Genomic DNA, 26042 nt, shown 5'->3' on the forward strand with positions numbered 1-26042 from the left:
AACAAGCTGTACTATGTTCGCCCGCGAAATGGAGTGATTTGATTATGGCGCGTGAGTTCTCAACCCCTGAGCAGGCATCCGTAACAGACCCGACTGAAATGGCAACTAGCTTCGGGTTTCGCACAGTTCGCGAAGGTGAAAAGCAGGATCTGGTGGATGATGTTTTCCACAAAGTGGCGTCCCGCTATGACCTGATGAACGACCTCATGTCTGGTGGAATGCATCGTCTCTGGAAAGATGCGATGGTTTCCAGCATGAACCCACCAAAGAATGGCGCCCGTGAATGGCGACATCTGGATGTGGCTGGTGGGACTGGAGACATAGCAACCCGCGTTGTTGAGCGTTCTAACCGGACAATCAAATCAACCGTCTGCGATATCAACGGATCGATGCTAGGCGTTGGCAAAGATCGCGCAAGCGCAGCTGGTCTTTCTGAAAACATTGAGTTCATTCAGGGGAACGCAGAAGAGCTGCCTTTCCCGGACAAACACTTCGATGCCTATACCATTGCATTCGGTATCCGTAACGTCCCGCAAATCGAAAAAGCACTGCAAGAGGCTCACCGTGTGCTTAAACGCGGCGGTCGCTTCATGTGCCTTGAGTTCTCACAGGTAGACGTGCCAGCACTCGATAAGGTTTATGACCTGTTTTCCTTCCACGCCATTCCAAAAATCGGACAGGCTGTGACAGGTGATGGAGATCCATACAGTTATCTCGTAGAATCTATACGCAAGTTTCCAAATCAGGAACGTTTTGCGCAGATGATACGTGATGCAGGTTTTGAGCGTGTCACCTATCGAAACTACACCGGCGGTATCGCTGCACTTCACTCCGGCTGGAAAATCTAACCAGTTATGATCGCAAATATTGTGCCATTTATGCGTCTGGTTTTCGCGGGTTATGTTATGGCCCGCGAAGGTGTGTTCGGACTCGTTTCTCTGCCAGATCTCCCTCCCGGACCGCGCTTGGCTATTAGCGTCGCACGTATGGTTGAGCGCCGCGGCATTGAGAAAAAAGACGCAGCAGCACGCCTCACAGATGCGCTGAACCGCCTTGGTCCCTCCTACATTAAGTTGGGGCAGTTTCTTGCGACACGCCCGGATGTGGTTGGTAAGGAAGCCGCAAAGGAGCTGTCTGCACTTCAGGACAATGTTCCGCCATTTCTAACGCAGTACGCACGCAAAACAGTCGAAGAACAGCTCGGTAAAACAGTCGAAGATCACTTTGAAGAGTTTGGTGAACCAGTCGCTGCTGCATCGATTGCACAGGTACACCCTGCGTACTTCCGAAACCGCGATGGCGAACTGGAAAAAGTAGCCGTTAAAGTACTGCGTCCGGGGGTTGAGCGCGGGTTTAAGCGCGACCTGAAGAGCTTTTACCTTGCTGCGCGTCTTGCAGAGCGCTTTAGTCCTGCAAGCCGTCGCCTTCGTCCTCTCATGATGGTTGAGACGTATGAGCACGCTGTCATTTTGGAAATGGACCTGCGCATGGAAGCCGCAGCTCTCTCTGAAATGGGTGAAAACAGCAAGGAAGATAAAGATTTTCGCGTTCCCAGTGTGGATTGGCCACGGACCTCTCGTTCCGTACTCACCATGGAATGGATTGACGGTGTAAAGCTTTCCAATCTTGAAGGTATCGAGGAAGCAGGTCATGACCTGGCGGAGCTGGGCAATAATGTGATCCAGACTTTCTTGCGCCATGCCGTACGTGACGGTTTTTTCCACGCGGATATGCATCAAGGCAATCTCTTCATTGAACCGGACGGGACACTGGTCGCAGTCGATTTAGGGATCACAGGACGTCTGGGACTGTCTGAACGTCGTTTTCTGGCAGAAATTCTCTATGGCTTCATAACTCGCAATTACCTGCGAGTTGCCGAAGTTCATTTTGAAGCTGGGTATGTGCCTGCCGATCAGGACGTGAATATATTCGCGCAAGCAATTCGGGCGATTGGTGAGCCGATCCATGGGCATGATGCCAGTGAAATCTCAATGGCGCGTTTGCTGACACAGCTGTTTGAAGTGACCGAGATGTTCAACATGCACACTCAGCCTCAGTTGATCTTACTGCAGAAAAATATGGTTCTGGCAGAAGGTGTAGCCCGCTCGCTGAACCCACATCTGGATATGTGGAATACGGCTGATCCTGTTGTAACCGGTTGGATTCAGAGAAATCTTGGCCCTATGGGACGCATCACAGACCTAGCAACAGGCGTGACTGTTTTGGGGCGTCTGGCAAGTGATTTACCGATTATTGCTGACCGTGCGAGCAAGTTTTCCAATCAGCTGGAAGCGATGGCAAACAACGGCCTGAGATTCGATGAGGCAACCGCAGATGCGATTGGTAAATCGGAAGCGAAGCATAGCCGTTCTGGACGTGTCGCACTTTGGGTCATAGCAATCGCTCTTTCAGCAATTGCTTACGGCATCTATCTCTAAGATATTCTGAGTTGAAACTATGAAAAACGGGAGTTGTTACGCTCCCGTTTTTTATTGGTTAGCCGGATACAGCTGAAAATTCTAGAAATAATTGGATCATACTAAGTTACTGCATAAAATTATCTAAGTTTTATATAGTCATTGCAATTGATGATATGAATTGTAGGCGGGTTGTTGCTCACTAAAACGTGCTAAAAGCAAGGTAGCTTAAGAGAAGTATTTGAGATTTCTAAGGGTCTACTCAAAACCTTCAGAGAGTGCTCAAAGCAATTGTAAACTATCTTCCTGGAGGTGCCGCTGTGCCAGACAGTTCTGAATTGGGGACCCGTGAACGGTTACTTGATGCAGCAGAACGCTTGCTCGCTGAACATGGTCTTGCGGAAACTTCTGTAAGAATGATCACCGAAAAAGCCGACGCTAATGTTGCAGCAGTCAACTATCACTTTGGCAGCAAAGATGATCTTGTCAGAGCGGTCTTTATGCGCCGCCTTCGCGAAATTGACGATATGCGCATGCAGCGTCTGGATGCGCTGGAAGTTGGCGCGCGCGAGCCCGACCTGGAAGAGATAACCCGCGCATTCATGGAGCCCTTGATTGTACAAGGGATCTCAAGAGATACTGGAAAGCTGGTTCCGTTTGTTGTTCTCATTCGTCAGGTTTTCTCCGACCCAGAGTCCGGCCAGAAGATCATGCACTCATGGGAGCCACCAAGAATTATCCTTCGTATCACGAAGGCTCTGGCGAAAGCCACCAAGAGCGACATTCCAACGGGCCCTCGTGCTCAGTTGCTGATGATGCTCATGCACAGCGCAACGTTAGAGGCGCTTTACGTTGTGACTGGGGCTTCCAAAGGCCCTTACGATGAAGAAATGGATCAGGACGAGATAGTCGAAGGCACTATTCGTTTCGTGTCCAGCGGCATTCGTGCCTTCTTTATGGCTGGCGCGCTCGAAGAGGCCTGATACTCTGACTAAAATGGCGAGATGCGGCGGAGAGTCAGATTCAGTCTGCCTCCGTCCTTAAGGAGGCTCGAACTCCCGCCAAGAATACGGTCAATGCCGTGGTAGCAAAGCCGCGACTCTCCTCCGAGTACAACAACGTCTCCTGAATTAAGCTTGAGTGATTGCGTCGGGCCTCCGCGTTTCACACCGCCGAGCCGAAAAATTGCTGTGTCTCCGAGACTAACCGAAACAACAGGGGCTTCAAATGTCTTTTCGTCCCTGTCTTGATGCATGCCCATTTTAGCTGTTGAAGCATAGTAGTTCACGAGGCAGGCTTCTGGCGCTGCCGAGCAGTCACCAACCTTGTTCCAAAGATCCTGCAGGACCTCAGGGATATCAGGCCAAGCCTGGCCGCTCTCAGGATGTAGAGGTTGGTAGCGATAGCCACCCTTGTCAGACACCCATCCCAATGCACCAAGATTGCTCATCCGAACAGAAAATGGTTTTCCTGTCCGCGGCATCACGGGAGTGAACAACGGAGCTTCTTTGACGAGATATCTGAGCGTATCGACAAGTTCCTTCTGCTCCTCAGAAGAGAAGTATCCGGGCAGGTACTTGAAATCTTTAGGAAAGTCATAGCTTATTTGCATCTCAAGACCTCTTCTAATCTGGACATATTTGCTGAAAAGACCGCTTACAAAAACGGAAAATTTGGAGAGATTTGCCGAAAGTGAATTTAACCCATAATCTTCAAAATAACGGCTCCCAGTTAAGGAGATCCACAAATGCACCCTCTTTCTACGTTACTTTCGACTGTACTAAATATTTTTGCAGCGTTTGTTTCACTCCTGATCTTGATCGCACTTATTACCGCTATCGTTCTTTATGTTGTTGATCGACGCCAACACAAAGATGCCATTCGGCATAACTTCCCTGTCGTGGGTCGATTCCGAGCGCTCTTCTCGCATTTAGGTGAGTTTTTCCGTCAGTACTTCTTCGCTATGGATCGGGAGGAAATGCCGTTCAACCGGGCAGAGCGAACCTGGGTGGATCATGCTTCCAAGGCAGAAGGTAATACAATGGCGTTCGGGTCCACAAAAAACCTCAACTTACCCGGAACGGCACTGTTCGTGAATGCCCCCTTCGCAAAATTGGAGAAGGAAATCGATGAGCCTGAGCCGCTTCTCATCGGTCCTTACGTCGAAAATCCCTATGTGCCTCCCAGTTACTTTAACATCTCTGGCATGAGTTACGGCGCCATTTCCCGACCTGCGGTCCTCGCTCTTTCACGAGGTGCGAAGATGGCAAAGTGCTGGATGAATACTGGAGAAGGTGGCTTATCTCCGTACCATTTAGAAGGTGGTGCTGACATTGTCTTTCAAATGGGGACAGCAAAAAATGGTTGCCGGAATGATGACTCCACGCTCAATGAAGACAAGCTGAAAAAAATAACGGACAACGCTCAGGTCAAATTGGTCGAGATCAAACTCGCTCAAGGCGCAAAACCCGGAAAAGGTGGTCTCTTGCCTGGTGGAAAGGTGACACCTGAGATCGCAGAAATTCGTGGGCTCAAAGTCGGGCAACCATCTCACGCTCCAAATCGTCATCCTGAGATCAGCAATACGGGTGAGCTCTTAGACTTCATCAGCCGCGTCCGCAGCATTGCCAAGAAGCCTGTAGGTTTCAAGACAGTGATCGGCTCAAGCGCTTGGGTGGAAGAGCTCTGTCGTGAAATCAACCATCGTGGGATCGAGCATGCACCTGACTTTATCACCATCGATTCGGCAGATGGTGGTACGGGTGCAGCGCCAATGCCTCTCATGGACAACGTAGGTCTAAGGATCTCTGAGGCACTTCCAATTGTCGATCATGTCTTGCGAAAGCATGATCTGCGTGACCGTATCCGTATCATTGTTTCTGGAAAGCGAATTATCCCGTCCGCCGTTGCCCTAGTGTTATGTTCAGGGGCTGATTTTGTAGTAACTGCTAGGGGCTTCATGTTCGCACTGGGCTGTATCCAAGCAATGCGGTGTAACAAAAATACCTGTCCGACAGGTATCACCACCCATAATAAAGCACTTCAGACTGGTCTTGACCCAACAGAAAAGAGCCACCGAGTCGCTGCTTATTGTCATAGCGTGCGGATGGAGGTTGATATGATTGCTCATGCATGTGGGGTCGATGCTGCAAGGCAGCTTTCACGAGAGCACGTGCGCATCGTCCAGGAAAGTGGACACTCCGTCTCTCTTGAAGAGCTCTATCCACAAACACCCTCTTAGAAATGAGGGTTACGCAGAAAACCGGGATGCAATGGAGGTGTTTTCTGTGGTTTTCCAAAGAAAAGTTCAATTTCTTAACTCAGAAAATGGCTTCGGGTAGATCTTGTGTCGATATATCGGGTCCTGTCCCTTGCAGGGGCAGGGGACCCCTCTTATATAGCCAATTGAAGTTTTCTTGCGTGTTTGCGACAACTCACGCAAGTGCAATGTATTGGGGACCGGTCGGATGCTGATCCGACATTATCCGAAGGCCTTTGGGGTTCGGGCGGTCTGCCGAAAGGAGAGTTAAAAACATGGCAAAGGTCATCGGTATCGACCTCGGCACGACAAATTCGTGCGTATCTGTAATGGACGGCAAGGACGCCAAAGTAATCGAGAACGCAGAAGGTGCGCGTACTACCCCTTCTATGGTTGCGTTTTCTGACGATGGTGAGAAGCTTGTAGGTCAGCCAGCGAAACGCCAGGCTGTAACCAACCCAACAGACACCCTGTTTGCTGTTAAGCGTCTCATTGGTCGTCGCTTTGATGATCCAACAGTCGCAAAAGACAAAAAGCTGGTTCCATACGAGATTGTTGAAGCTGACAACGGCGACGCATGGGTAGAGGCTGAAGGTGAAAAGTACTCCCCATCTCAGGTTTCCGCGTTCATTCTGCAAAAGATGAAAGAAACCGCTGAGAGCTTCTTGGGTGAGACTGTTACTCAGGCTGTTATCACGGTACCTGCATACTTCAACGATGCTCAGCGTCAGGCAACTAAAGATGCTGGTAAGATCGCTGGTCTTGAAGTTCTGCGTATCATCAACGAACCAACCGCCGCTGCTCTTGCATACGGCATGGACAAGAACGACGGTAAAACCATTGCGGTTTACGATCTTGGCGGCGGTACCTTCGACGTTTCCGTACTGGAAATCGGCGATGGCGTATTTGAAGTGAAGTCCACCAACGGTGACACCTTCCTCGGTGGTGAAGATTTTGACATGCGTCTGGTTGACTACCTTGCGAGTGAGTTCAAAAAAGAGCAGGGCATCGACCTTAAGAACGACAAGCTCGCATTGCAGCGCTTGAAAGAAGCAGCTGAAAAAGCAAAAATTGAGCTGTCCTCCGCATCCCAGACCGAAATCAACCTGCCGTTCATCACAGCAGATGCTTCTGGTCCTAAGCACCTTACCCTTAAACTGACCCGCGCTAAGTTTGAGCAACTCGTTGACGATCTGGTTCAGCGTACTGTTGCTCCAATGAAAGCGGCTCTTAAAGACGCAGGCCTTGCAGCTGGTGAACTCGACGAGGTTGTTCTCGTCGGTGGCATGACTCGCATGCCTAAGGTTCAGGAAATTGTTAAGCAATTCTTCGGCAAAGAACCTCATAAGGGCGTAAACCCTGATGAAGTTGTTGCGATGGGTGCAGCAATTCAGGCTGGCGTTCTGCAGGGTGATGTTAAAGACGTTCTGCTTCTCGACGTTACTCCGCTGTCCCTCGGCATCGAAACTCTTGGTGGCGTGTTTACACGTCTGATCGACCGTAACACCACAATCCCAACCAAGAAGGGCCAGGTGTTCTCTACAGCAGAAGACAATCAGACTGCAGTGACCATCCGTGTCTTCCAGGGCGAGCGTGAAATGGCTGCGGACAACAAGATCCTCGGTCAGTTCGATCTGGTTGGCATCCCACCAGCACCTCGCGGCGTCCCACAGGTTGAAGTAGCCTTTGATATTGATGCCAACGGTATCGTGAACGTGTCTGCAACCGATAAAGGCACAGGTAAAGAGCAGCAGATCCGTATTCAGGCATCTGGTGGTCTGTCCGACGCTGACATCGAGCAGATGGTGAAAGACGCAGAATCTCACGCTGAAGACGATAAGAAGCGTAAGGATCTGGTTGAAGCCAAAAACCAGGGTGAAGCACTTCACCATTCAACAGAGAAATCCGTCAAAGAGTACGGCGATAAGGTTTCAGACGAAGACAAGTCTGCAATTGAAGGCGCTTTGGCTGCATTGAAAGTGTCTCTGGAAGGTGAAGATCTGGAAGATATCACTGCGAAAACCCAGTCTCTTGCAGAAGTTTCCATGAAACTTGGCGAAGCTATGTACAAGGACGCTCAGGCAGAAGAAGCCGGAGAGGGGGCTGAAGACGATGGTGAGCCAAAGCCAGTTGACGATGTGGTTGACGCAGACTTCGAAGAAGTTCGCGACGACGACAAAAAGTCCAGCTAACTAATACTTTTACCTCGCAAGCTCCTATGGGCTTGCGAGGTAAACTTTATTCAAGTATTTCCCGACTGTATGGAAGATTTTAGTCGAAGAGAACCTTTTGGGTGCAATTGCATTTGAGAGAGCTGCTTCCTACATATGGGTAGTTGGTAATGTGTGCGCTGCGCTTAAAGCTGCACCTCAATCACCGACTGAACAGTAAACAGTTTTGTTTTGAAGATGAGTGCAGTTCACGAGTGAGTTCGTTGCGAAGCAAGAATTAAACTCGACTGCCCACAGTGACCTCAGACTGAGCTGATGTTCTCCTGAGGCTTCAAAACGCAGATAGACATCACGTCTTTGGAGCTTATTTCATAATGTCTAAACGCGACTACTATGAGGTGCTGGGGGTAGCACGGGAGGTCGACGAAAAGGCACTTAAGAGCGCTTATCGCAAACTCGCGATGAAATTCCATCCTGACCGAAACCCTGGTAATGATGAAGCGGAAGCAAACTTTAAGGAAGTAAGCGAAGCTTACGAAACCCTGAAAGACCCGCAAAAGCGCGCTGCCTACGATCGATTTGGCCATGCAGCCTTTGAAAACGGCGGCTTTGGTGGTGGCGGTGGAGCAGGTCCAGGCGACTTTGCTTCCTCCATGGCAGACATCTTCGATGAGTTCTTTGGCGGCGGTGGTAGCCGTCGTGGTTCTGGCCGTGAACGTGGCGCAGATCTACGCTACAACTTGGAAGTCTCTCTTGAAGAAGCTTACGAAGGTAAGTCCGTCGAGATCGAGGTTCCAACCTCAGTAACATGTGAGCCGTGCAGTGGCTCCGGTGCAAAGTCCGGAACTCGTCCGTCCACCTGTCCAACCTGTGGCGGTGCTGGGCGTGTCAGAGCGGCTCAGGGCTTCTTCACCATGGAACGCACTTGTCCGACTTGTCAGGGTCGTGGCGAGATCATTACAGATCCATGTGACAGCTGTGGCGGTACTGGCCGGACAACGAAAGAGCGCACGCTCTCCGTGAATATTCCGTCAGGCATCGAAGATGGCACCCGTATTCGCTTGTCAGGCGAAGGTGAAGCCGGTGCTCGCGGTGGTCCCGCAGGCGATCTTTACATCTTCCTGTCCATTCGTCCGCATGAGTTCTTCCAGCGTGACGGTGCTGACATCTTCTGCCGCGTGCCGATTTCAATGACAACTGCCGCTCTGGGTGGTCAATTCGAAGTTCCGGCTTTGGATGGCAATACAGCACGCGTGAAAGTTCCTGAGAGCACTCAGACCGGAAAGCAGTTTAGACTGCGCGGTAAAGGCATGCCGATTATGCGGTCAAGCCAGAAGGGCGACATGTATATTCAGGTTGCCGTGGAGACTCCAGCAAATCTTACGAAGAGGCAGAAAGAGCTTCTTTCAGAATTTGAAGGTGAATCCTCTGGAGAAAATCATCCGGAATCTACGGGATTTTTTGCAAAGGCAAAAGATTTTTTGGAGAATTTCAAGGCATAGCTCTTTAAATTGCCACCAATCAGTAATATCTCAATAGTACCCTTTGTTGATGCTACGGAGAGTTGAATGTTTCACGAAACGAGGTCACGGGCAGAAAATGCCTTGAACAAATTTCGTGAGCCTTCCAAATTTCTTCGGGCGTGGGTGGAAGCACCACTCACGACCGGAGCGGTTGCCCCATCAGGCCCTGTTCTCGCTCAGAGAATGGCAGAATTTGTACCCGTTCAGTCGAATAATCCGGTTTTAGAGTTGGGACCTGGCACAGGCCCGGTTACAAAAGCTATTCTGGAAGCAGGTATCTCAAAAGATCGCCTTACCTGTTTGGAGTACAGCACAGACTTTTGCGAGCATCTCAGTGACAAATTTGAAGGATTGAACGTGGTTCAAGGTGATGCTTACAACATGCGTCCCAGCCTTGAGCATATTGCCCCAAACTCGCTGTGCGCTGTGGTTTCGAGCTTGCCGCTTGTGTCCAGGCCGATGGAATTTCGTTTGAAGTGCATTCGTGATGCCTTCGCTCTTATGAGACCTGGTGCTCCTTTTATTCAGTTCTCATATTCTCTAGCGTCTCCGGTATCTCTGAAATCCAAAATGTTCAGTTGGTCGAAAACCGGATGGATCGTGAAGAATATTCCTCCAGCTCGTGTCTGGATATTCCGAAAGCCCTTTTGATTTCTCAAAGACAGGCGTTTAGCGGCCAGTCACTTAAAAACACATATCTTCCATAAACCTTACGCTCGGGCAGTATGAGGTACTCTGCGTGCCGACTTTACCTGAGATCATGCAGCTCTTGGACAAGAGAATGCAGAGCCATGTCGTGAGGATAACCCTATGAAGCCAAAGATACTCGTTTTTTCAGGTTCAACCCGCAAAGGGTCCTACAATAAAATGTTGGCAGAGCTGATGGCGAAACACCTGACGATTGCCAATGCAGAAGTAACCACAATCAGCCTTGCCGACTATCCTCTGCCTATTTACGATGGTGACCTGGAAGATGATACGGGTATCCCTGAGAACGCATTCAAGCTCAGGAAGCTCATTGAGGCCCATCATGGGATCTTCATAGCCAGCCCGGAATACAACTCCTCAATCACCCCATTGCTGAAGAATACATTGGACTGGATCAGTCGCATCCAGTTGCCAGAGGAAGAACCGCTTCAGCTCTTCCACAAGTCGATATATGCTGTCGGCGGGGCTTCTCCCGGTGCGCATGGCTCTTTGAGAGGCCTCATGCACCTGAGAACGATCATGGAAGTGTCTTTAGGATGCCTTGTACTGCCAGAAATGGTCTCTATTAATTTTGCGGGCAAGTCCTTTGATGAAAATGGCGACCTCACAAAAGACCATCAGATCAAGCGATTGCATAAGCTTGTTGACCGCTTCGTCAGTGAGGCAAGTCACGTAAAGCTACAGGATAACTGAGTTTTTTTGGCTTGCCGCATTGGCAATGCGGCAAGGACTACATACATAATACCGCAGACACAAATTTGAAATTGAGTTGCGCGGGAGTTTGCTCCGTTGCCGATAGAACTCTGGAGAAAAATGAATGAGTGAACCTGAACAGTGGCACGGCACAACCATCTTGACTGTGCGCAAAGGCGGCAAAGTCGTAATTGCTGGAGATGGTCAGGTGTCTCTTGGATCAACGGTCATCAAAGGCACAGCACGTAAGGTCCGCCCACTGGCAGGCGGTAAGGTTATTGCCGGTTTTGCAGGCGCTACTGCTGATGCGTTCACGCTGTTTGAGCGCCTTGAAGCCAAGCTTGAGCAATATCCCGACCAGTTGATGCGTGCATGTGTTGAGATGGCGAAAGACTGGCGCACAGACCGCTACCTTCGCCGTCTGGAAGCCATGATGCTGGTTGCCGACAAAAAGCACTCTCTGGTGCTGACAGGTACCGGCGACGTGCTTGAGCCAGAGAACGGCGTCATGGGCATCGGTTCCGGTGGCAACTTCGCGCTGTCCGCAGCACGTGCGCTGGTTGATATGGACCTGACCGCAGAAGAGGTTTGCCGCAAGTCCATGACAATCGCAGCAGACATCTGCGTCTACACAAACAGCAACGTTACCGTTGAAGTGCTCGACGAAGAGTAACTATAGCGAAAAAATACGACTGGAGATCAATAATTTTCGATCTCCAGTTCTGCGTTCAAGACACTTTTAGATCAGCTTAATTTGCTAAGCCAAGGATACTTGAAGCTTTTATTGTTCCATTTTGATTTGACGAGGAACTGATGATATCAAGAGCATCTCTTACCGGAGCCATCTCCGCAGGAATTATCAGCGCAGATCAAGCTGATAAGCTCGTCTCCTATTTATCTCTTCAAGCAGAAAACATTCAGAACCAACAAACGTCTGAGAGCCTTCACGACCCGGAAGAAGTCCGGTTTACTCGTGGCTTTCATGACATTTTCATTAGCCTCGGTATCCTAATTCTTTTTGCTGGCTACGGTATTGGGCTCGGTGAGCCGCTCACTCAAGGCGGTCTTCCTACAGCTGCTGTTGCTGTTGCTGCTGCCATCATCACATGGGTGCTGGCTGAATGGTTCACCAAGATTAAGAATCTCGCTCTTCCTTCAATTCTACTGACAGGATTGTTTGGAGGTTCAATTGCATTTGTTGGATTTGGCCTGTTCACACCAGATGTTCTGAACAACGACTCCGAGGCCACTCAGGTCATTCTGAGTTCCATCTTCGCTTTAGTGGGCGCTTCGTTGTTTTACTGGCGCTTTAAGGTGCCAATCACACTGACCGTCATTGTTGCGGGGATCATGGGCTTGATCGTAGGCGCATTGACACTGGTAACTGACACGAAAATTCTTGATTATCTGTCCTGGGTTTCGCTGGTCTGCGGTCTGTTTGCATTCGCTTGTGCGATGAACTTTGACACCAAAGACACCAAGCGGGAAACACTCAACACAGACAAGGCCTTTTGGCTTCACCTGCTTGCTGCCCCGCTTATCGTTCATTCCATCTTGAGTGGAATGTACTTTGAACAGCAGACAGAAGCTTATGCCTTGGTCTCCATTGCTGTTGTCTTGGCATTTGGTGCGGTTGCTCTCATCATCGACCGTCGTGCAATGCTGGTTGCAGCGCTGAGTTACCTAGGCTTTGCATTAGCCTATTTGCTGGAGTCTGCCGACTTTTCTGCATCGCAGCTAACTGCTATCTCCCTTGTATTGCTTGGGAGTTTTGTTTTGCTACTCGGTTCAGGTTGGAACGTGGCGCGACGGATCGTCATGCGCCCTCTTGCAGGAACCACACTCACTACATATCTGCCACCTATCCGGAACTAGAAAGTAAGAAAATGACAAATTTCTCTCCTCGGGAAATCGTTAGTGAACTTGATCGCTACATCATCGGCCAGCATGACGCGAAACGCGCGGTCGCGATTGCACTGCGCAACAGATGGCGTCGTCAGCAGCTCGATGATGAGTTGCGTGAAGAAGTTCAACCAAAGAACATTCTCATGATCGGCCCGACCGGTGTCGGTAAGACTGAGATCTCTCGTCGCCTAGCAAAGCTTGCGAATGCTCCTTTCACAAAAGTTGAAGCAACCAAGTTTACCGAGGTGGGGTACGTTGGCCGTGATGTAGAGCAGATCGTGCGTGACCTGGTCGAATCCAGCATTGCACTTGTGCGCGAGCAAAGCCGCAAAGAAGTCGAAGCAAAAGCACATGTTCTTGCTGAAGAGCGTGTTCTGGATGCGTTGGTCGGCAACAATGCTAGCCCGGCCACCCGTGATACATTCCGCAAGAAGCTGCGTGAAGGCGACCTTGACGACAAAGAGATTGAAGTTGAGGTGCGTGCCAACCCACAGATGCCAAGCTTCGATATTCCTGGCATGCCAGGGGGCAGCGTCGGTGTCATGAATATCTCTGATATGCTGGGCAAAGCATTTGGTGGTCAGACCAAGCCGAAACGCACAAACGTCAAAGATAGCCACAAGCTGCTTCTGGCAGAGGAGTCCGACAAGCTTCTTGATGAAGAGAAGGTTGTTCAAGAGGCAATTGAGCTGGTTGAAAACTCCGGCATTGTTTTCCTCGATGAGATCGATAAAATCTGCGGGAAAGATGGCCGTAATGGTGGTGATGTTTCCCGCGAAGGCGTTCAACGTGACTTGCTGCCATTGATCGAGGGTACTGTTGTTTCAACAAAACATGGCCCGGTGAAAACAGACCACATTCTGTTCATCGCATCTGGTGCATTCCACGTCTCAAAACCATCAGACCTTCTGCCTGAACTTCAGGGCCGTCTTCCGATCCGTGTTGAGCTGAAAGCGCTGACGAAAGAAGATTTTGTCAAGATCCTGACAGAAACCGAAGCCAGCCTGATCAAGCAGTATGTTGCATTGATGGCAACGGAAAGCGTGAGTATCGAATTTACCGAGGATGCAATCGACGAGATCGCGACAGTTGCTGTTGATTTGAATGCGACGGTCGAAAACATAGGTGCTCGCCGGCTGCAGACTGTGATGGAGCGTGTACTGGATGAGATTTCCTTCGCCGCACCAGACAAGTCTGGTGAGCAGGTCACAATTGATGCAGCCTACGTGAAGTCGAATGTGAGTGAACTGGCCAAGAATGTCGATTTGTCTCAGTTCATCCTCTAACTGACGAAAAAATCAGTCGGAAAAAGAAAACCTAACGGAATGTGGCAAGGAAAAATACTTGCCGCATACCACCTCAAGTGGCAGCATGCCGACATGGTAGCTATTCGCAAAAGTAATGAAGAAGGTCACGACCGAAAGTTTCTGGTTGTAGTCGATGACACTCCAGAATGTGGTCGAGCCATCGTTTATGCCTCAAAGCGTGCGGCCCGTACCGGCGGCGTCGTTCTCTTGCTCTTTGTCATTGCACCCGGAAACTTCCAGCATTGGCTAGGGGTTGAGGACATCATGCGTCAGGAAGCGCGTGATAACGCAGACACCATTTTGGCAAAAGCTGCCGAAAGAGTGAGAGCTGCTGCACGGACAGAACCAGAGTTGGTTGTGCGCGAAGGTCATCAGTCAGATGAGATCATTGACCTGATTGAAGAAGATGCAGATATTGCGATTCTTGTATTGGCAGCAGGAACCAGCAAAGAAGGCCCAGGGCCTCTTGTTTCATCCATTGCGGGCAAATCGGCTGGAACATTCCCGATTCCGACAACCATCGTACCAGGTAATTTGGACGATGATGCACTAGATGCTCTTGCCTGATCAGGTTTACCTATCATATAGAACTTGAAAACAGTCATTGCTGAAGCGTTAAGTAGTGTAAACTGTGCTGCGACTGCTTGCGAAAGCTCTTTGGCATAAAAATCGGAAACAAAACCATGTTCATTCAGACCGAAGCGACACCAAATCCGGCAACTCTCAAGTTTTTGCCTGGCCGCGTAGTCTTGTCGGAAGGCACACGCGATTTTCGCTCGGCAGGAGAAGCCACAATATCACCGCTGGCGGAGAAGCTTTTTACTATTCCAGGCGTTGTTGGCATCTTCTTTGGCCATGACTTTATCACCGTAACCAAGGATGAGACTGATTGGCAGCATATGCGCCCGGCCATTCTTGGTGCGATCATGGAAAACTTCATGGCCAACACCCCGATCCTGAAAGGTGAGGAAGCTGGTGATGGCGATACAGGAGAAGAGTTCTTCGATGCGGAAGACGAAGAGACTGTAAACATGATCAAGGAGCTGCTCGAAACCCGCGTACGCCCTGCAGTTGCTCAAGATGGTGGCGACATAACATTCAGGGGATATCGTGAGGGTATCGTTTATTTGAGTATGCGCGGCGCCTGTGCAGGTTGCCCATCCTCAACGGCAACGCTTAGTCATGGTATTCAGAACCTGATGCGGCATTTCATCCCAGAAGTTCAAGAAGTTAGACAAATGTAGTTTTTGCTAATGTAAATCTTCTGAAACAGGGCAGCACCAGCTGCCCTTTTTGCTGCAAGGCCCCAAAATACTTCGGGTGTTAAACGAATTGGTTGCTCGACAACCAGCTGCCCTAACGATAAGCCGAACTTATGAAGCTGCTTGCTATTGATACCGCACTAAGTACCTGTGCTGCCGCCGTTTTAACCGATGAAGGCGGAGTGCCGGATATTGTCTCCCAATGCGAAGACCTCGGACGAGGTCATGCCGAACGCATTATGGGCATGGTTGCGAGTGTCATGACGGACTCCTCGACAACGTTTAACTCACTGGACCGCATTGTTGTGAATGTTGGTCCGGGCAGTTTTACAGGTCTACGTGTCGGCCTTTCCATTGCGCGTGGCTTTGGTCTCGTTCTCGAAAAGCCTGTTGTTTCGGTCACAACATTGGCCGCAATCGCACACGAATCTTTGGACGCTGCTCCCGTCAGAAAACCAATTCTGGTGGTTCTCGATGCGCGCCGTAATGAAGTCTACTGTCAAAATTTTGATGAAACTGGTGCTCCGATTGGAGAGGCTCGCGTTTCAACCGTCAAGGACCTCGCACACAGTCTCGATGCTGAGACCATTCTGGCAGGCTCTGCTGCACAGGCTGTCGCCAATGCTACAGGCGTAGATAAGTCTCGCGTTTGTAATGATGCCGCTGCTGCATCGATTGACTACATCGCAAAGCTCGGTAAAGGTGCAAAGCGTCAGGATAAAGCTCCGATGCCACTCTACCTTCGGGCTCCTGATGCTATTCCGGGTGAGAAAGGAAAGGTTCGTCGTCAATGAAGTCCTGGTGGACATCAGAAAAGCCGCCGGTTATCGAGTGTGCTGAGAAAGACGACCTGCCTAAACTGGCGAAACTTCATGCCGAGTGCTTCAGGCAGGATTGGGGTACAGCAGAACTTGCCGCAATCTTTGAGCAAAAAGGCGTTTTCTTCCTGTCTGCCCGCACATCTGGTGTGACTGGAAAAGCCGATCTGGGCTTTGTCGTGATCCGTTCGATTGCAGGAGAGGCCGAAGTCTTGACTATTGCAGTCTCCCCGAAGCATCAAAAAAAGGGGATAGGGCGGAAACTTATGGAAGCCGCCATTTTCCAGCTTTACTCTGATCGTTCCGAAGCACTGTTCTTGGAAGTGGATGACACGAACAGCTCCGCGCTGAAGCTTTATAAAAACTTGGGCTTCAAGCAGGTTGGAGAAAGAAAAGCGTATTATGCGGCTAGCGAAGGCAGTGGAACAGCGCTTGTTATGCGTTGCGATCTCGTTTAAGCGACACTACGCATGTGAGATGAGGCTTTTAGCTCACGCTCAAACCGCGTTACAGTGAAACTGGTTCTTTTCTCTCACAGTTTTGAGGGCTAGGATACCAACGCAGACTGGAACTGTGGTGCCTGTGTGATTTTGAGGAATTGGGGCAAATGACGGCAGAAGAAAAAATGACGCTGATTGAAATGTGTGCTCATAAGGGTATGCGGATGACAGAACAGCGCCGCGTGATTGCTGATGTAATTCAGTCTGCTGAAGACCACCCAGATGTGGAAGAGCTTTACAGAAGAGCCTCCAAGATCGATCCAAAGATCTCTATCTCAACTGTTTACCGCACAGTGAAGCTTTTCGAAGATTCCGGTATTATTGAACGTCACGATTTCCGCGATGGCCGCTCCAGATACGAAACCGTTTCTGATGAACACCACGATCACCTGATCGATTTGCGCACAGGCGACGTGATTGAGTTCCGCAGCGAAGAAATCGAAAAAATGCAGGAAGAAGTCGCGCGTAAGCTGGGCTTCAAACTGGTTGATCATCGCCTGGAGCTCTACGGTATTCCGTTAGCCGAAAAATAGGGGCCGTGCATGGCAACTGTCAGGGCAGTTTGCATACTTGCCGCACTAACACTCTTAACGCTAACCCTCGTTCCCCCTCAGTGGGTCGCAATGAAGCTAGGTTGGCGCATTCAGCGGCAAATTCCTCTGCTTTGGCACAAAATAGCGTCTCGTCTGATTGGGCTGCGCATCCAGCAGCATGGGGAAATGGCGTTGGAACGCCCTCTTCTCGTAACGTCCAATCATTGCTCCTGGCTGGATATTGTCGTTATCGGATGCACCAAGCCACTGAGCTTTATCGCTAAGTCTGAAGTTGCTGGATGGCCGATATTTGGTCAGTTTGCTAAGCTCCAACGGACAGTCTTTGTCAATCGACAGCGCAGAACTGATACTGGTCGTGTCGCTCAGGAAGTCGCTAAGCGCATGGCTCAAGGCGATGCGATGGTGTTGTTTGCCGAAGGCACATCCAGCAATGGCAATGAAGTACTGCCATTCAGATCTGCACTGGTGGGGGCTGTTCATCACGCAATGAATGTCGGTGAAAAAGATGTTGCTTATGTGCAGCCTCTCTCAATTGCCTATACGCGCCTGCAAGGCATGCCAATGGGACGTTTCTGGCGCGCGCATGTTGCCTGGTACGGCGACATGGTACTCGCTGGCCATCTCTGGTCTGTCATTAAAGAAGGCGGATTAGATGTTGATTTGACATGGGGAACTCCCGTTCCTATCGAAAAAGCAACTAATCGCAAACGCTTAACGCGCGATTTGGAAGAGCAGGTCAGAGGGATGACCATAGAAGCATTGCAGGGAAATGGTCCCAAACAAGAAGAGCAGGCTCAAACCTGAACAAGACAAGGCTTCTCTTTCAGCGTAAAACAGAGTAAAGCTCTCCGAAATTCTAAAAATGACGAGCTGACGTTGCTGATGAAATAGGCAGGTGCGCTCGAATTGCTGGGCATTAGAAAAAGAAGATACTCCGGCAGCAGATCCACTTGAGGATTTAATGGATAACCTAGTAGAAAACGAAAACCTGAGCCAATCCGAAAAAACTGCGGAGGCGCTCGACAAAACCGAAGCGACCCGTAAGGTTTTCATCAAGACCTATGGCTGTCAGATGAACGTCTACGACTCCGATCGTATGAACGACGCGCTGAGCAACGATGGTTACGTTAAAACAGAAAATCCGGATGATGCGGATCTGGTTATCCTGAACACCTGCCACATTCGCGAGAAGGCGGCCGAAAAGGTTTACTCTGAACTTGGCCGTATCCGTAAGTTGAAAGAAGCGAAAGCCAAAGACGGCAAGCAGATGATGGTGTCTGTCGCCGGCTGTGTCGCTCAGGCTGAAGGTGCGGAGATTTCTCGCCGAGCGCCTATTGTTGACCTTGTTGTTGGCCCTCAGTCATACCACCGCCTTCCAGAGTTGCTGAACCGCGCATCCAATGGGTCAAAGGTCGTTGAGACAGAGTTTGATATTCAGGAAAAATTCAAACACCTCGCAACACCTTCCAAGGAAGCAGTCCGCAAGCGTGGTGTCACTGCATTTGTGACCGTTCAGGAAGGTTGCGATAAGTTCTGCACTTTCTGTGTGGTGCCATACACTCGCGGTGCTGAAGTCTCTCGTAAGGTTGAGCAGATTGTCATGGAAACCGAGCGCTTGGCAGCTGCTGGTGTCCGTGAAGTGACATTACTTGGTCAGAACGTCAACGCATGGCACGGTGAAGGTCCAGATGGCCGTGAATGGGGCCTTGGTGAGCTTCTGTTCCGTCTGGCAAAGATCGACGGCATTGAGCGCTTGCGCTACACCACGTCCCACCCAAGGGATATGGAAGACAGCCTGATTGCAGCCCATCGTGATCTTGATACTCTGATGCCTTATCTGCATTTGCCAGTTCAGTCCGGGTCCGATGCGATCCTGAAGGCAATGAGCCGCAAACACACCCGTGATGACTACTTCCGTCTGATCGACCGCATTCGCGAAGCGCGTGATGATATCGCACTCTCCGGCGACTTTATCGTTGGTTTCCCGGGCGAGACTGATCAGGATCACAAAGACACTCTGGATTTGATCCGCCGCGTCACCTATGGCTCTGCATTCTCCTTCAAATATAGCCCGCGCCCGGGTACTCCGGGTGCAACACTGGAAGAGCAGATCGACGAGCGAGTGAAGTCCGAGCGTCTGGCAGAATTGCAAGACCTGCTCAGCACCCAGCAAAAAGACTTCAATGCGTCATTGATTGGCAAAACAATTGATGTACTGTTTGAGAAGGAAGGCCGCAGAGAAGGTCAACTTGCAGGTCGTTCACCTTGGCTCCAGCCAGTTCATGTAAATGCGCCGTTGGACCTGTATGGTGAAATCAGATCAGTAGAAATTGTCGCTGCCAGCGCAAATAGTCTGGAAGGCCGCCTTGTTTAGGTGCATGATGCTCCCAGATTCTCGCGTAAAAGCGAACGGAGGCATTATTTGAAGGGCAGAGCCCAGACAACGTCCGCTTCAAGGACGGCCATGCGCCCCATTGCGGCATCAGATATGATGCATGTGGTATTGGCATTCGAAGACAATAGGCTTGTGAGCGATCTGTTCGGTCAGTTCGACCAGAACCTTGCGCTGATTGAACAGCGGTTAGGTGTTGAGGCAGTCGCACACGGCAATCAGATCACTATTCGCGGTAATAAAACGTCAACAGAGCAGGCTAAGCTTGCTCTCGAGTCGCTTTATACGCGTCTTCAGGGTGGTCACGACATCACGCCTGGCGATGTTGATGGCGCAATCCGTCTGGCAGAAGTTGCTGAAGCGCAGCTTTCTCTGCCAACGATGGAACCCAAGTCTCGCATGGCATTTGCGCAGATCGCAACGCGCCGCAAAACACTGGTTGCCAGAACAGCCGCTCAGGATGCTTATATCCGGGCAATGGATCGTTCTGATTTGACATTTGGCGTTGGCCCTGCTGGTACAGGTAAAACCTTCCTTGCGGTTGCATACGCAGCTGCATTGCTGGAGCGTGGTGAGATTGATCGCATGATCCTGTCCCGCCCAGCTGTTGAAGCTGGCGAACGTCTCGGCTTCTTGCCGGGTGACATGAAGGATAAGGTCGATCCATATTTGCGCCCGCTGTACGATGGCCTCAACGAGATGATGGCACCGGAAAAGCTGGAACGCGGCTTGGAAAGCGGCATGATTGAAGTTGCACCCCTCGCATTCATGCGTGGCCGCACGCTGTCCAACGCGATCGTTATTCTCGATGAAGCCCAGAATACGACGACGATGCAGATGAAGATGTTCCTGACTCGCTTGGGTGAAAACTCAAAGATGATCGTGACAGGAGATCCGAGTCAGGTCGACTTGCCTCCGGGCCAGATGTCCGGGTTACGTGAGGCCATGAAAATTCTGAGTGGCGTCGAAGGTATCTCTCGCGTGGACTTCACAGAGAGTGATGTTGTTCGTCATGAGTTGGTGGCGCGTATCGTAGGCGCTTACGACAATGATAGCCGCCGCCGGTTGGAAGCCAAAGAACGCAGGCAAGCTGAAGAGGCTGCCAAGGCAAACGAAGAGCAAGGCTCTCAGGAATGAACGCAGCTTGCCCGGTACACATCGACCTGCTGATTGAAGCAGGCGATTGGGAGAGTGAAGAATTATTGGAAGTGATTGCTGAAAAAGCAATCGCCGCCGCTTTTGAAACAAGTGAGCTGAGTGTAATAGAAAACACAGAAGTTTCTCTCGTCTTCACCGATGATGCCCATATTCAGGATCTGAATAAGATGTGGCGCGAGAAGGACAAGCCAACGAACGTCTTGTCTTTTCCGGGAGATGATAGCGAAGAGCCACCATTCGGCCCGCTATTAGGTGATATTATTATTGCAAAAGAGACGGTAAAGCGCGAAGCTGTAGAGCTTGAAATTCCATTTGAACACCATCTGATTCATCTTATTGTTCATGGAACCCTTCATCTTTTTGGATTTGATCACCAAATAGATGAGGAAGCGGAAGAAATGGAAGCGGAAGAACGCCTGATTTTGGCGAGCTTACAAATCCCCGATCCATACAAAGATGCGCCATTATCGGCAGATAAATAACCCCTGGTATTCACGGTGAATATGGGGAACAACGAGAGAGAGATGAGCCCGGAACCTCGAAGTACAGAAGGTGCAAGCACCTCCGTTCAGGCCGAAACTGTAGAGCCTGCAAGTAGTACCGGCACAGCTGTTGCCGAAGATACCTCTGAGCCACAAGCGATGAAGCCTGGTGTCCTGACCAGGCTGAAATCAAAACTGAACCCGTTTAGAGGTTTCCGAAGAAGCGCGGCTGTTTCATTGCGCGAAGATTTGGAAGATGAACTCGCCCGCGATAGTGAAGGTGCTGATGCTGCTTTCACTAAGGAAGAGCGGGAGTTGCTGACAAACATCCTCCAAATGCGCGAATCTCGAGTTGAAGATGTCATGATCCCACGGGCCGATATTGAGGCCGTGGAAGATACAACGACAATTGGTCAGGTGATGGCCTTGTTCAGGGCGTCCGGCCACTCTCGTATGCCTGTTTATCATGACAATCTGGATGATCCGCGAGGCATGGTCCACATCAAGGACTTGATGTCCTACTTCGTCGAGTTGGCTGTAAAAGCCAAGAAGACCGATGTGCCTTTGACCTTGGTGAAACCAGAAAAGAACTCCTCCGAGAAATCGACAGAAGAAAAGTCGCTGCTCGATTTGTCTTGTGTTGATCTCTCAACACCATTGAACGCGACAGGCCTGATCCGGCCTCTGCACTTTGTGCCTCCATCCATGTCTTCTTCTGACTTGATGAAGAAGATGCAGGTAACCCGAGTACAGATGGCGCTTGTGATCGATGAATACGGTGGAACCGACGGCCTCGTGTCACTTGAGGATATCGTTGAGACTGTGGTTGGTGACATTGAAGATGAGCATGATAAGGACGAAGAAGAACTTATCATGAATGTCAGCCCGGGTGTTTGGGTAGTTGACCCTAGAATTGATCTGGAAGACCTTCAGAAAGAGCTCGGAGCAGATTTCAAGCTCGTCGAAGAGCAGACAGAAGAAGTGGACACGCTTGGTGGTCTGCTGTTCTCTATTTTGGACAGGGTTCCGGTTCGCGGTGAGTTGATTATAGATAAGACCTTGCCAGCCTTCGAGTTCGAAGTAATTGATGCTGACTTGCGCCGTATCAAACGCCTTCGTATTTCCAAGCGTCGGGTTGATCAACGCGTGGCAGTTCAGAGAATACGCCCACGCAGGCCGGAAGCTGCAGAATAAGCAGCACAAAATTGAATTTTTACCTATGACATTCGGGAGTGGGGAATGGTCTCTGCCATTGATAAGTCTCGAACTCTGATAAGCAGTCTTCGGGAATTATCAGGGTGGAGACACGGACTTTTTGCTTTTGCAGGAGGAGTAGCATCTGCCTTTGCGTTCCCTCCTTACGGGGCTTTTCCTATCCTTTGGGTGACGTTGCCACTACTGATCCTTCTTCTTGATGGAGCAAGGGGTCAAACCGCAGATCGACGGAAAACCCGTTTTTTTGCGTTCTTTCGTGTTTCCTGGGCGTTTTTCTTCGGGTTCTTCCTGATTGGATTGTTCTGGATTGCAGAAGCGTTTCTCGTCGACGCAAAGAGCTACGCTTGGATGATCCCCTTCGCGCTGGTCATACTACCCGGCGGTCTTGCTTTGATCCCGTCATTGGTGTTGGGCGGGGCTTCCTTATTCTGGACGCATGGGGTCTCACGTATTCTGCTTTTTGTGGTTGCTTTAGCTCTTTCCAACTGGCTGCGTGGGCACATGCTGACAGGTTTCCCATGGAATGTGTGGGGCTATGCCTTTGCCGAAAACCTGACGCTGATGCAAAGCTTCTCTGCCTTGGGAATTTACGGTGTTGGTTTTCTTGTGTTGTTCCTGTTTTCGATGCCTGTTGTGCTGATTGACCAGAGGCGTAAGGCTGCTGCTGCCTATATCTCCGCGTGTGTGCTTGTATGGGCCGGCGTGGTTGCATACGGAACGAATAGGTTGCAGGCTCCTCAACAGGCGGTTGAAGGGCTTCAGGTGCTGGTAATACAACCCAATGTACCTCAAGCGGACAAGTGGAAGCCTGAGAACAGACAAAGACTCCTACCGCTCTATCTTCAGCAAACACAGCAAGCGCTTTCCGAGCTGAAACTGGATACCGAGACCCTCATCTTCTGGCCTGAATCAGCTTTTCCATTCCTGCTGGATGAGGAACCAGGGGCTCTGGAGGCCATCGGAGCCATGCTTCCCCAAAATACTATGTTGATTACAGGTGGTATTCGCCGCGAACTGTCCGAGAACGGGAATCTCTTTTTTAACAGTACTTTTGTTGTGTCAGACGAAGGTGCACTCATAGATATCTATGACAAAGTGCGGTTGGTTCCGTTCGGGGAATATTTGCCAAAACGCTGGCTTCTACAATCCATTGGTGTGGAGCGCCTTGTTCCGGCTCCAGCAGATTTTACTGCAGGGACGCGGCACAAAAAAATAGATTTAAAAAATTCACTTAGTTTCCAGCCCCTGATTTGTTATGAGGCAATCTTCCCGCAAACTGTTCTGCCTGTATCTGAGCGACCTAACTTGCTCGTAAATCTAACGAATGACGGATGGTTTGGTGAAACAGCAGGTCCATACCAACATTTAGCACAGGCAAGAATTAGAGCAGTTGAACAAGGCGTGCCGTTGGTGCGAGCTGCAAATACTGGTATTTCCAGTCTAGTAGATTCCAATGGTAGAATACTCGCAGAAGTTGTTCTAAATAAAAAAGGTAGTTTCAATAGGGAATTGCCTAAAATACTAAGACCCACGCCTTACGTGAGGGTGGGTGATTCAATTTTTTGGGGAATTATTCTAGTAGTTGTTAGTCTCCTATTGGTGATGGAGAAATTATTACCTACCCGTAGAGATTGACGAATGCACGCAAATGTCGTCATCTAATACACGTAAAGGTTTTCGTCTGGATCGTCAGATTTGGCCTCAAAAAAACCTTATGGGCCTGCCACCGATGCCTCTGTCAGAGGTTGTTTTGGCAATAGTCGAAATGCAGGTTTGATGAATTGCGTTCTTGCGAGAGTTGCTGAAATGCGCTCTCGTTTAAATAAAAACCCACGGTAAGGCACCGTAAAAAACCAAAGAAGAGGGCCTTTGATAATGCCCAGCAAAAAAGCACCAAACCCTATCGATATTCATGTCGGCAGCCGTGTACGTTTGCGCCGCATGATGCTTGGCATGAGTCAGGAAAAACTTGGCGAAAGCCTTGGTATTACATTCCAGCAAATCCAGAAGTATGAAAAAGGGACCAACCGGATTGGTGCAAGCCGCTTGCAGCACATTGCGACCATTCTGAAAGTGCCTGTCGCCTTTTTCTTCGAAGATGCTCCGGGAACCCCGGATGAGACGCCTGGTGTTGGTGATAATCCACAAACCACATACGTCGTCGACTTTTTGTCATCTTCTGATGGTTTAGCTCTCAACAAGGCTTTCGTTCGTATAGAAAACCCGAAAGTTCGCAAAAAGGTTGTAGAGCTCGTCAAGAGTCTTGCTGGGGATGAAGATTAAGTTTGTGATCCGTAAAATTTCGCAATTCTCCGGTAATTTTGATCTAAATCTCTTGACGTAATCGACATTCCTTGTTTGATGTAACACCAGAAGCGACGGATATGCCGTCGCTTCAATTATATTTTTCTTCCCAGAAGGACGTTTGCCAATGGCTCGTCAGAACTACGTGTTCACGTCGGAATCGGTTTCAGAAGGCCATCCCGACAAAGTCTGCGATCGCGTTTCAGATACGATCGTAGACGCATTTCTAAAGGAAATGCCAGAAGCCCGTGTAGCGTGTGAAACGCTTGCAACAACAAATAAGCTTGTTATTGCAGGTGAGACCCGCGGCCCGGCCTCTCTCACAAAAGAATATTTGGCTCACATTGCCCGCCTTGCTGTAAAGGATATCGGGTATGAGCAAGCCGGCTTTAATTGGAAAGACCTGGATGTTCAGGTTCTTTTGCATGGCCAGTCCGCTGATATTGCTCAGGGCGTAGACGCTGCTGACAACAAGGACGAAGGCGCCGGCGATCAGGGTATTATGTTTGGTTACGCATGTCGCGAAACTGAAGAGCTGATGCCTGCTCCAATCTTATACTCCCATAAGATCCTGCGTTTGCTGGCAGATGCTCGCAAATCTGGCAACGAGCCGATGCTTGGTCCAGATGCGAAGAGTCAGGTTTCCATTCGCTATGAGGATGGTAAGCCTGTAGAGGCAACGTCCATCGTGCTGTCCACTCAGCATCTGGATGAAACCATGACATCTGATGATGTGCGTGCTGTTGTCGAACCGTACATCCGCGCAGCACTGCCGGGTGATTGGGTGACCAGCAACACCATCTGGCACATCAACCCAACCGGCAAGTTCGTTATCGGTGGTCCTGATGGCGATTGTGGACTCACAGGTCGTAAGATCATCGTGGATACATACGGCGGCGCAGCTCCACACGGTGGCGGCGCGTTCTCGGGTAAAGATCCGACGAAGGTTGACCGCTCTGCTGCATACGCTGCTCGCTATCTCGCGAAAAACGTTGTGGCCGCTGATTTGGCAGACAAGTGCACCATTCAGCTGGCTTATGCGATTGGTATCGCTGAACCGCAATCAGTCTTCGTCAACCTGCATGGTACAGGTCGTGTTGATGGCGAACGTGTTGAAGCTGCAATCCGTGAAGTCATGAGCTTGACCCCACGCGGTATTCGCGAGCACCTCAATTTGAACAAGCCAATCTACGCACGTACAGCAGCCTACGGCCACTTTGGCCGCGAAGCTGAAGGTGATGGTGGTTTCTCTTGGGAGAAAATCGACCTTGTCCATAACCTGCGTGATGCTGTAGAGAAAGCCTACGCTTAACCTCTAACGCTAGAGAATGAACAGCTGGCCGGGGCAACCTCTGGCCTGCTTGTGTTTATGAG

Annotated in this window: 25 protein-coding genes; 24 read left to right on the forward strand and 1 reads right to left on the reverse strand. The window is 50.1% G+C overall.

Annotation, left to right across the window (positions count from 1 at the left end):
• Nucleotides 1–44 precede the first annotated feature (44 nt).
• The 3 genes from ubiE (at nt 45) to PsAD37_RS02280 (ending at nt 3400) form a co-directional block, all read left to right on the forward strand.
• Nucleotides 45–848 carry a bifunctional demethylmenaquinone methyltransferase/2-methoxy-6-polyprenyl-1,4-benzoquinol methylase UbiE gene (gene ubiE / locus PsAD37_RS02270; protein WP_057463091.1) on the forward strand — a complete coding sequence of 268 codons (804 nt, stop codon included), beginning with the start codon at nt 45–47 and terminating at the stop codon, nt 846–848.
• 6 nt (nt 849–854) lie between these two features.
• On the forward strand, nt 855–2438 hold the full coding sequence (gene ubiB, locus PsAD37_RS02275; protein ID WP_063294762.1) for a 2-polyprenylphenol 6-hydroxylase: 1584 nt from the start codon (nt 855–857) through the stop codon (nt 2436–2438).
• A 299-nt stretch (nt 2439–2737) separates the two neighbouring features.
• Nucleotides 2738–3400: a TetR/AcrR family transcriptional regulator gene (locus tag PsAD37_RS02280; protein ID WP_063294955.1), complete on the forward strand. Its 663-nt coding sequence runs from the start codon at nt 2738–2740 to the stop codon at nt 3398–3400.
• A gap of 8 nt (nt 3401–3408) precedes the next feature.
• On the opposite strand, the gene PsAD37_RS02285 is transcribed toward PsAD37_RS02280, so the two are convergent.
• Complete coding sequence (locus tag PsAD37_RS02285; RefSeq protein WP_063294956.1) at nt 3409–4029, reverse strand: alpha-ketoglutarate-dependent dioxygenase AlkB; 621 nt, start codon at nt 4027–4029, stop codon at nt 3409–3411.
• Nucleotides 4030–4164: 135 nt separating this feature from the next.
• On the opposite strand from PsAD37_RS02285, the gene PsAD37_RS02290 reads away from it, so the two are divergent.
• The 21 genes from PsAD37_RS02290 to metK all read left to right on the forward strand — a co-directional run bounded on the left by PsAD37_RS02290 (nt 4165) and on the right by metK (nt 25980).
• On the forward strand, nt 4165–5658 hold the full coding sequence (locus tag PsAD37_RS02290) for an FMN-binding glutamate synthase family protein (RefSeq protein WP_063294763.1): 1494 nt from the start codon (nt 4165–4167) through the stop codon (nt 5656–5658).
• Between the two features lie 254 nt (nt 5659–5912).
• Complete coding sequence (gene dnaK / locus PsAD37_RS02295) at nt 5913–7868, forward strand: molecular chaperone DnaK (RefSeq protein ID WP_275078085.1); 1956 nt, start codon at nt 5913–5915, stop codon at nt 7866–7868.
• A gap of 353 nt (nt 7869–8221) precedes the next feature.
• On the forward strand, nt 8222–9349 hold the full coding sequence (gene dnaJ, locus PsAD37_RS02300) for a molecular chaperone DnaJ (protein WP_063294765.1): 1128 nt from the start codon (nt 8222–8224) through the stop codon (nt 9347–9349).
• A gap of 66 nt (nt 9350–9415) precedes the next feature.
• Nucleotides 9416–10021: a class I SAM-dependent methyltransferase gene (locus PsAD37_RS02305; RefSeq protein WP_208860003.1), complete on the forward strand. Its 606-nt coding sequence runs from the start codon at nt 9416–9418 to the stop codon at nt 10019–10021.
• 159 nt (nt 10022–10180) lie between these two features.
• Nucleotides 10181–10771 (forward strand): NADPH-dependent FMN reductase, encoded by a 591-nt coding sequence (locus PsAD37_RS02310; RefSeq protein ID WP_063294766.1) that lies wholly within the window; start codon nt 10181–10183, stop codon nt 10769–10771.
• Nucleotides 10772–10895: 124 nt separating this feature from the next.
• The gene (gene hslV, locus PsAD37_RS02315; protein WP_057463084.1) at nt 10896–11444 is read left to right on the forward strand and encodes an ATP-dependent protease subunit HslV; all 549 of its coding nucleotides are present in this window, start codon (nt 10896–10898) and stop codon (nt 11442–11444) included.
• A gap of 140 nt (nt 11445–11584) precedes the next feature.
• Nucleotides 11585–12646, forward strand: coding sequence for a hypothetical protein (locus PsAD37_RS02320; protein ID WP_063294767.1), 1062 nt, complete (start codon nt 11585–11587; stop codon nt 12644–12646).
• Nucleotides 12647–12657: 11 nt separating this feature from the next.
• A complete protein-coding gene (gene hslU, locus PsAD37_RS02325; protein ID WP_063294768.1) occupies nt 12658–13962 on the forward strand; it encodes an ATP-dependent protease ATPase subunit HslU in 1305 nt (434 codons plus the stop codon).
• A gap of 93 nt (nt 13963–14055) precedes the next feature.
• Complete coding sequence (locus PsAD37_RS02330) at nt 14056–14550, forward strand: universal stress protein (RefSeq protein ID WP_063294958.1); 495 nt, start codon at nt 14056–14058, stop codon at nt 14548–14550.
• A 116-nt stretch (nt 14551–14666) separates the two neighbouring features.
• Complete coding sequence (locus tag PsAD37_RS02335) at nt 14667–15227, forward strand: NifU family protein (RefSeq protein ID WP_063294769.1); 561 nt, start codon at nt 14667–14669, stop codon at nt 15225–15227.
• A gap of 131 nt (nt 15228–15358) precedes the next feature.
• Nucleotides 15359–16039, forward strand: coding sequence for a tRNA (adenosine(37)-N6)-threonylcarbamoyltransferase complex dimerization subunit type 1 TsaB (tsaB, locus tag PsAD37_RS02340; protein ID WP_063294770.1), 681 nt, complete (start codon nt 15359–15361; stop codon nt 16037–16039).
• A complete protein-coding gene (gene rimI / locus PsAD37_RS02345) occupies nt 16036–16521 on the forward strand; it encodes a ribosomal protein S18-alanine N-acetyltransferase (RefSeq protein WP_063294771.1) in 486 nt (161 codons plus the stop codon). The genes tsaB and rimI overlap by 4 nt, the downstream gene beginning before the upstream one ends.
• Nucleotides 16522–16670: 149 nt before the next feature.
• Nucleotides 16671–17096: a Fur family transcriptional regulator gene (locus PsAD37_RS02350; protein ID WP_063294772.1), complete on the forward strand. Its 426-nt coding sequence runs from the start codon at nt 16671–16673 to the stop codon at nt 17094–17096.
• 9 nt (nt 17097–17105) lie between these two features.
• Complete coding sequence (locus PsAD37_RS02355) at nt 17106–17921, forward strand: 1-acyl-sn-glycerol-3-phosphate acyltransferase (protein WP_063294773.1); 816 nt, start codon at nt 17106–17108, stop codon at nt 17919–17921.
• Between the two features lie 157 nt (nt 17922–18078).
• A complete protein-coding gene (gene miaB, locus PsAD37_RS02360; protein WP_063294774.1) occupies nt 18079–19491 on the forward strand; it encodes a tRNA (N6-isopentenyl adenosine(37)-C2)-methylthiotransferase MiaB in 1413 nt (470 codons plus the stop codon).
• Between the two features lie 48 nt (nt 19492–19539).
• Nucleotides 19540–20646 carry a PhoH family protein gene (locus tag PsAD37_RS02365; RefSeq protein ID WP_370446570.1) on the forward strand — a complete coding sequence of 369 codons (1107 nt, stop codon included), beginning with the start codon at nt 19540–19542 and terminating at the stop codon, nt 20644–20646.
• Nucleotides 20643–21149 carry an rRNA maturation RNase YbeY gene (ybeY, locus tag PsAD37_RS02370; RefSeq protein WP_063294775.1) on the forward strand — a complete coding sequence of 169 codons (507 nt, stop codon included), beginning with the start codon at nt 20643–20645 and terminating at the stop codon, nt 21147–21149. Before PsAD37_RS02365 ends, ybeY begins: the two co-directional genes overlap by 4 nt.
• Before the next feature lie 42 nt (nt 21150–21191).
• Nucleotides 21192–22343: a hemolysin family protein gene (locus PsAD37_RS02375; protein ID WP_208991646.1), complete on the forward strand. Its 1152-nt coding sequence runs from the start codon at nt 21192–21194 to the stop codon at nt 22341–22343.
• A 45-nt stretch (nt 22344–22388) separates the two neighbouring features.
• On the forward strand, nt 22389–23999 hold the full coding sequence (gene lnt, locus PsAD37_RS02380) for an apolipoprotein N-acyltransferase (RefSeq protein WP_063294777.1): 1611 nt from the start codon (nt 22389–22391) through the stop codon (nt 23997–23999).
• Nucleotides 24000–24239: 240 nt separating this feature from the next.
• Nucleotides 24240–24647, forward strand: a complete 408-nt coding sequence (locus PsAD37_RS02385; RefSeq protein WP_082596806.1) for a helix-turn-helix domain-containing protein — start codon at nt 24240–24242, stop codon at nt 24645–24647.
• A gap of 148 nt (nt 24648–24795) precedes the next feature.
• Entirely contained in the window at nt 24796–25980 is a 1185-nt protein-coding gene (gene metK, locus PsAD37_RS02390; protein ID WP_063294778.1) for a methionine adenosyltransferase, read from the forward strand.
• Nucleotides 25981–26042: the final 62 nt, after the last annotated feature.

Origin of the sequence: Pseudovibrio sp. Ad37 (assembly GCF_001623075.1) — a bacterium.
In the GTDB taxonomy this organism is placed as follows: Bacteria; Pseudomonadota; Alphaproteobacteria; order Rhizobiales; family Stappiaceae; genus Pseudovibrio.

Bases quoted from the DNA above. Each gene is read 5' to 3' on its own strand.
- ubiE (WP_057463091.1), top strand. From the start codon at position 45: ATGGCGCGTGAGTTCTCAACCCCTGAGCAGGCATCCGTAACAGACCCG.
- ubiB (WP_063294762.1), top strand. From the start codon at position 855: ATGATCGCAAATATTGTGCCATTTATGCGTCTGGTTTTCGCGGGTTAT.
- PsAD37_RS02285 (WP_063294956.1), bottom strand. From the start codon at position 4,029: ATGCAAATAAGCTATGACTTTCCTAAAGATTTCAAGTACCTGCCCGGA.
- PsAD37_RS02290 (WP_063294763.1), top strand. From the start codon at position 4,165: ATGCACCCTCTTTCTACGTTACTTTCGACTGTACTAAATATTTTTGCA.
- dnaJ (WP_063294765.1), top strand. From the start codon at position 8,222: ATGTCTAAACGCGACTACTATGAGGTGCTGGGGGTAGCACGGGAGGTC.
- PsAD37_RS02305 (WP_208860003.1), top strand. From the start codon at position 9,416: ATGTTTCACGAAACGAGGTCACGGGCAGAAAATGCCTTGAACAAATTT.
- PsAD37_RS02310 (WP_063294766.1), top strand. From the start codon at position 10,181: ATGAAGCCAAAGATACTCGTTTTTTCAGGTTCAACCCGCAAAGGGTCC.
- hslV (WP_057463084.1), top strand. From the start codon at position 10,896: ATGAGTGAACCTGAACAGTGGCACGGCACAACCATCTTGACTGTGCGC.
- PsAD37_RS02320 (WP_063294767.1), top strand. From the start codon at position 11,585: ATGATATCAAGAGCATCTCTTACCGGAGCCATCTCCGCAGGAATTATC.
- hslU (WP_063294768.1), top strand. From the start codon at position 12,658: ATGACAAATTTCTCTCCTCGGGAAATCGTTAGTGAACTTGATCGCTAC.
- PsAD37_RS02330 (WP_063294958.1), top strand. From the start codon at position 14,056: ATGGTAGCTATTCGCAAAAGTAATGAAGAAGGTCACGACCGAAAGTTT.
- PsAD37_RS02335 (WP_063294769.1), top strand. From the start codon at position 14,667: ATGTTCATTCAGACCGAAGCGACACCAAATCCGGCAACTCTCAAGTTT.
- tsaB (WP_063294770.1), top strand. From the start codon at position 15,359: ATGAAGCTGCTTGCTATTGATACCGCACTAAGTACCTGTGCTGCCGCC.
- rimI (WP_063294771.1), top strand. From the start codon at position 16,036: ATGAAGTCCTGGTGGACATCAGAAAAGCCGCCGGTTATCGAGTGTGCT.
- PsAD37_RS02350 (WP_063294772.1), top strand. From the start codon at position 16,671: ATGACGGCAGAAGAAAAAATGACGCTGATTGAAATGTGTGCTCATAAG.
- PsAD37_RS02355 (WP_063294773.1), top strand. From the start codon at position 17,106: ATGGCAACTGTCAGGGCAGTTTGCATACTTGCCGCACTAACACTCTTA.
- miaB (WP_063294774.1), top strand. From the start codon at position 18,079: ATGGATAACCTAGTAGAAAACGAAAACCTGAGCCAATCCGAAAAAACT.
- ybeY (WP_063294775.1), top strand. From the start codon at position 20,643: ATGAACGCAGCTTGCCCGGTACACATCGACCTGCTGATTGAAGCAGGC.
- PsAD37_RS02375 (WP_208991646.1), top strand. From the start codon at position 21,192: ATGAGCCCGGAACCTCGAAGTACAGAAGGTGCAAGCACCTCCGTTCAG.
- lnt (WP_063294777.1), top strand. From the start codon at position 22,389: ATGGTCTCTGCCATTGATAAGTCTCGAACTCTGATAAGCAGTCTTCGG.
- PsAD37_RS02385 (WP_082596806.1), top strand. From the start codon at position 24,240: ATGCCCAGCAAAAAAGCACCAAACCCTATCGATATTCATGTCGGCAGC.
- metK (WP_063294778.1), top strand. From the start codon at position 24,796: ATGGCTCGTCAGAACTACGTGTTCACGTCGGAATCGGTTTCAGAAGGC.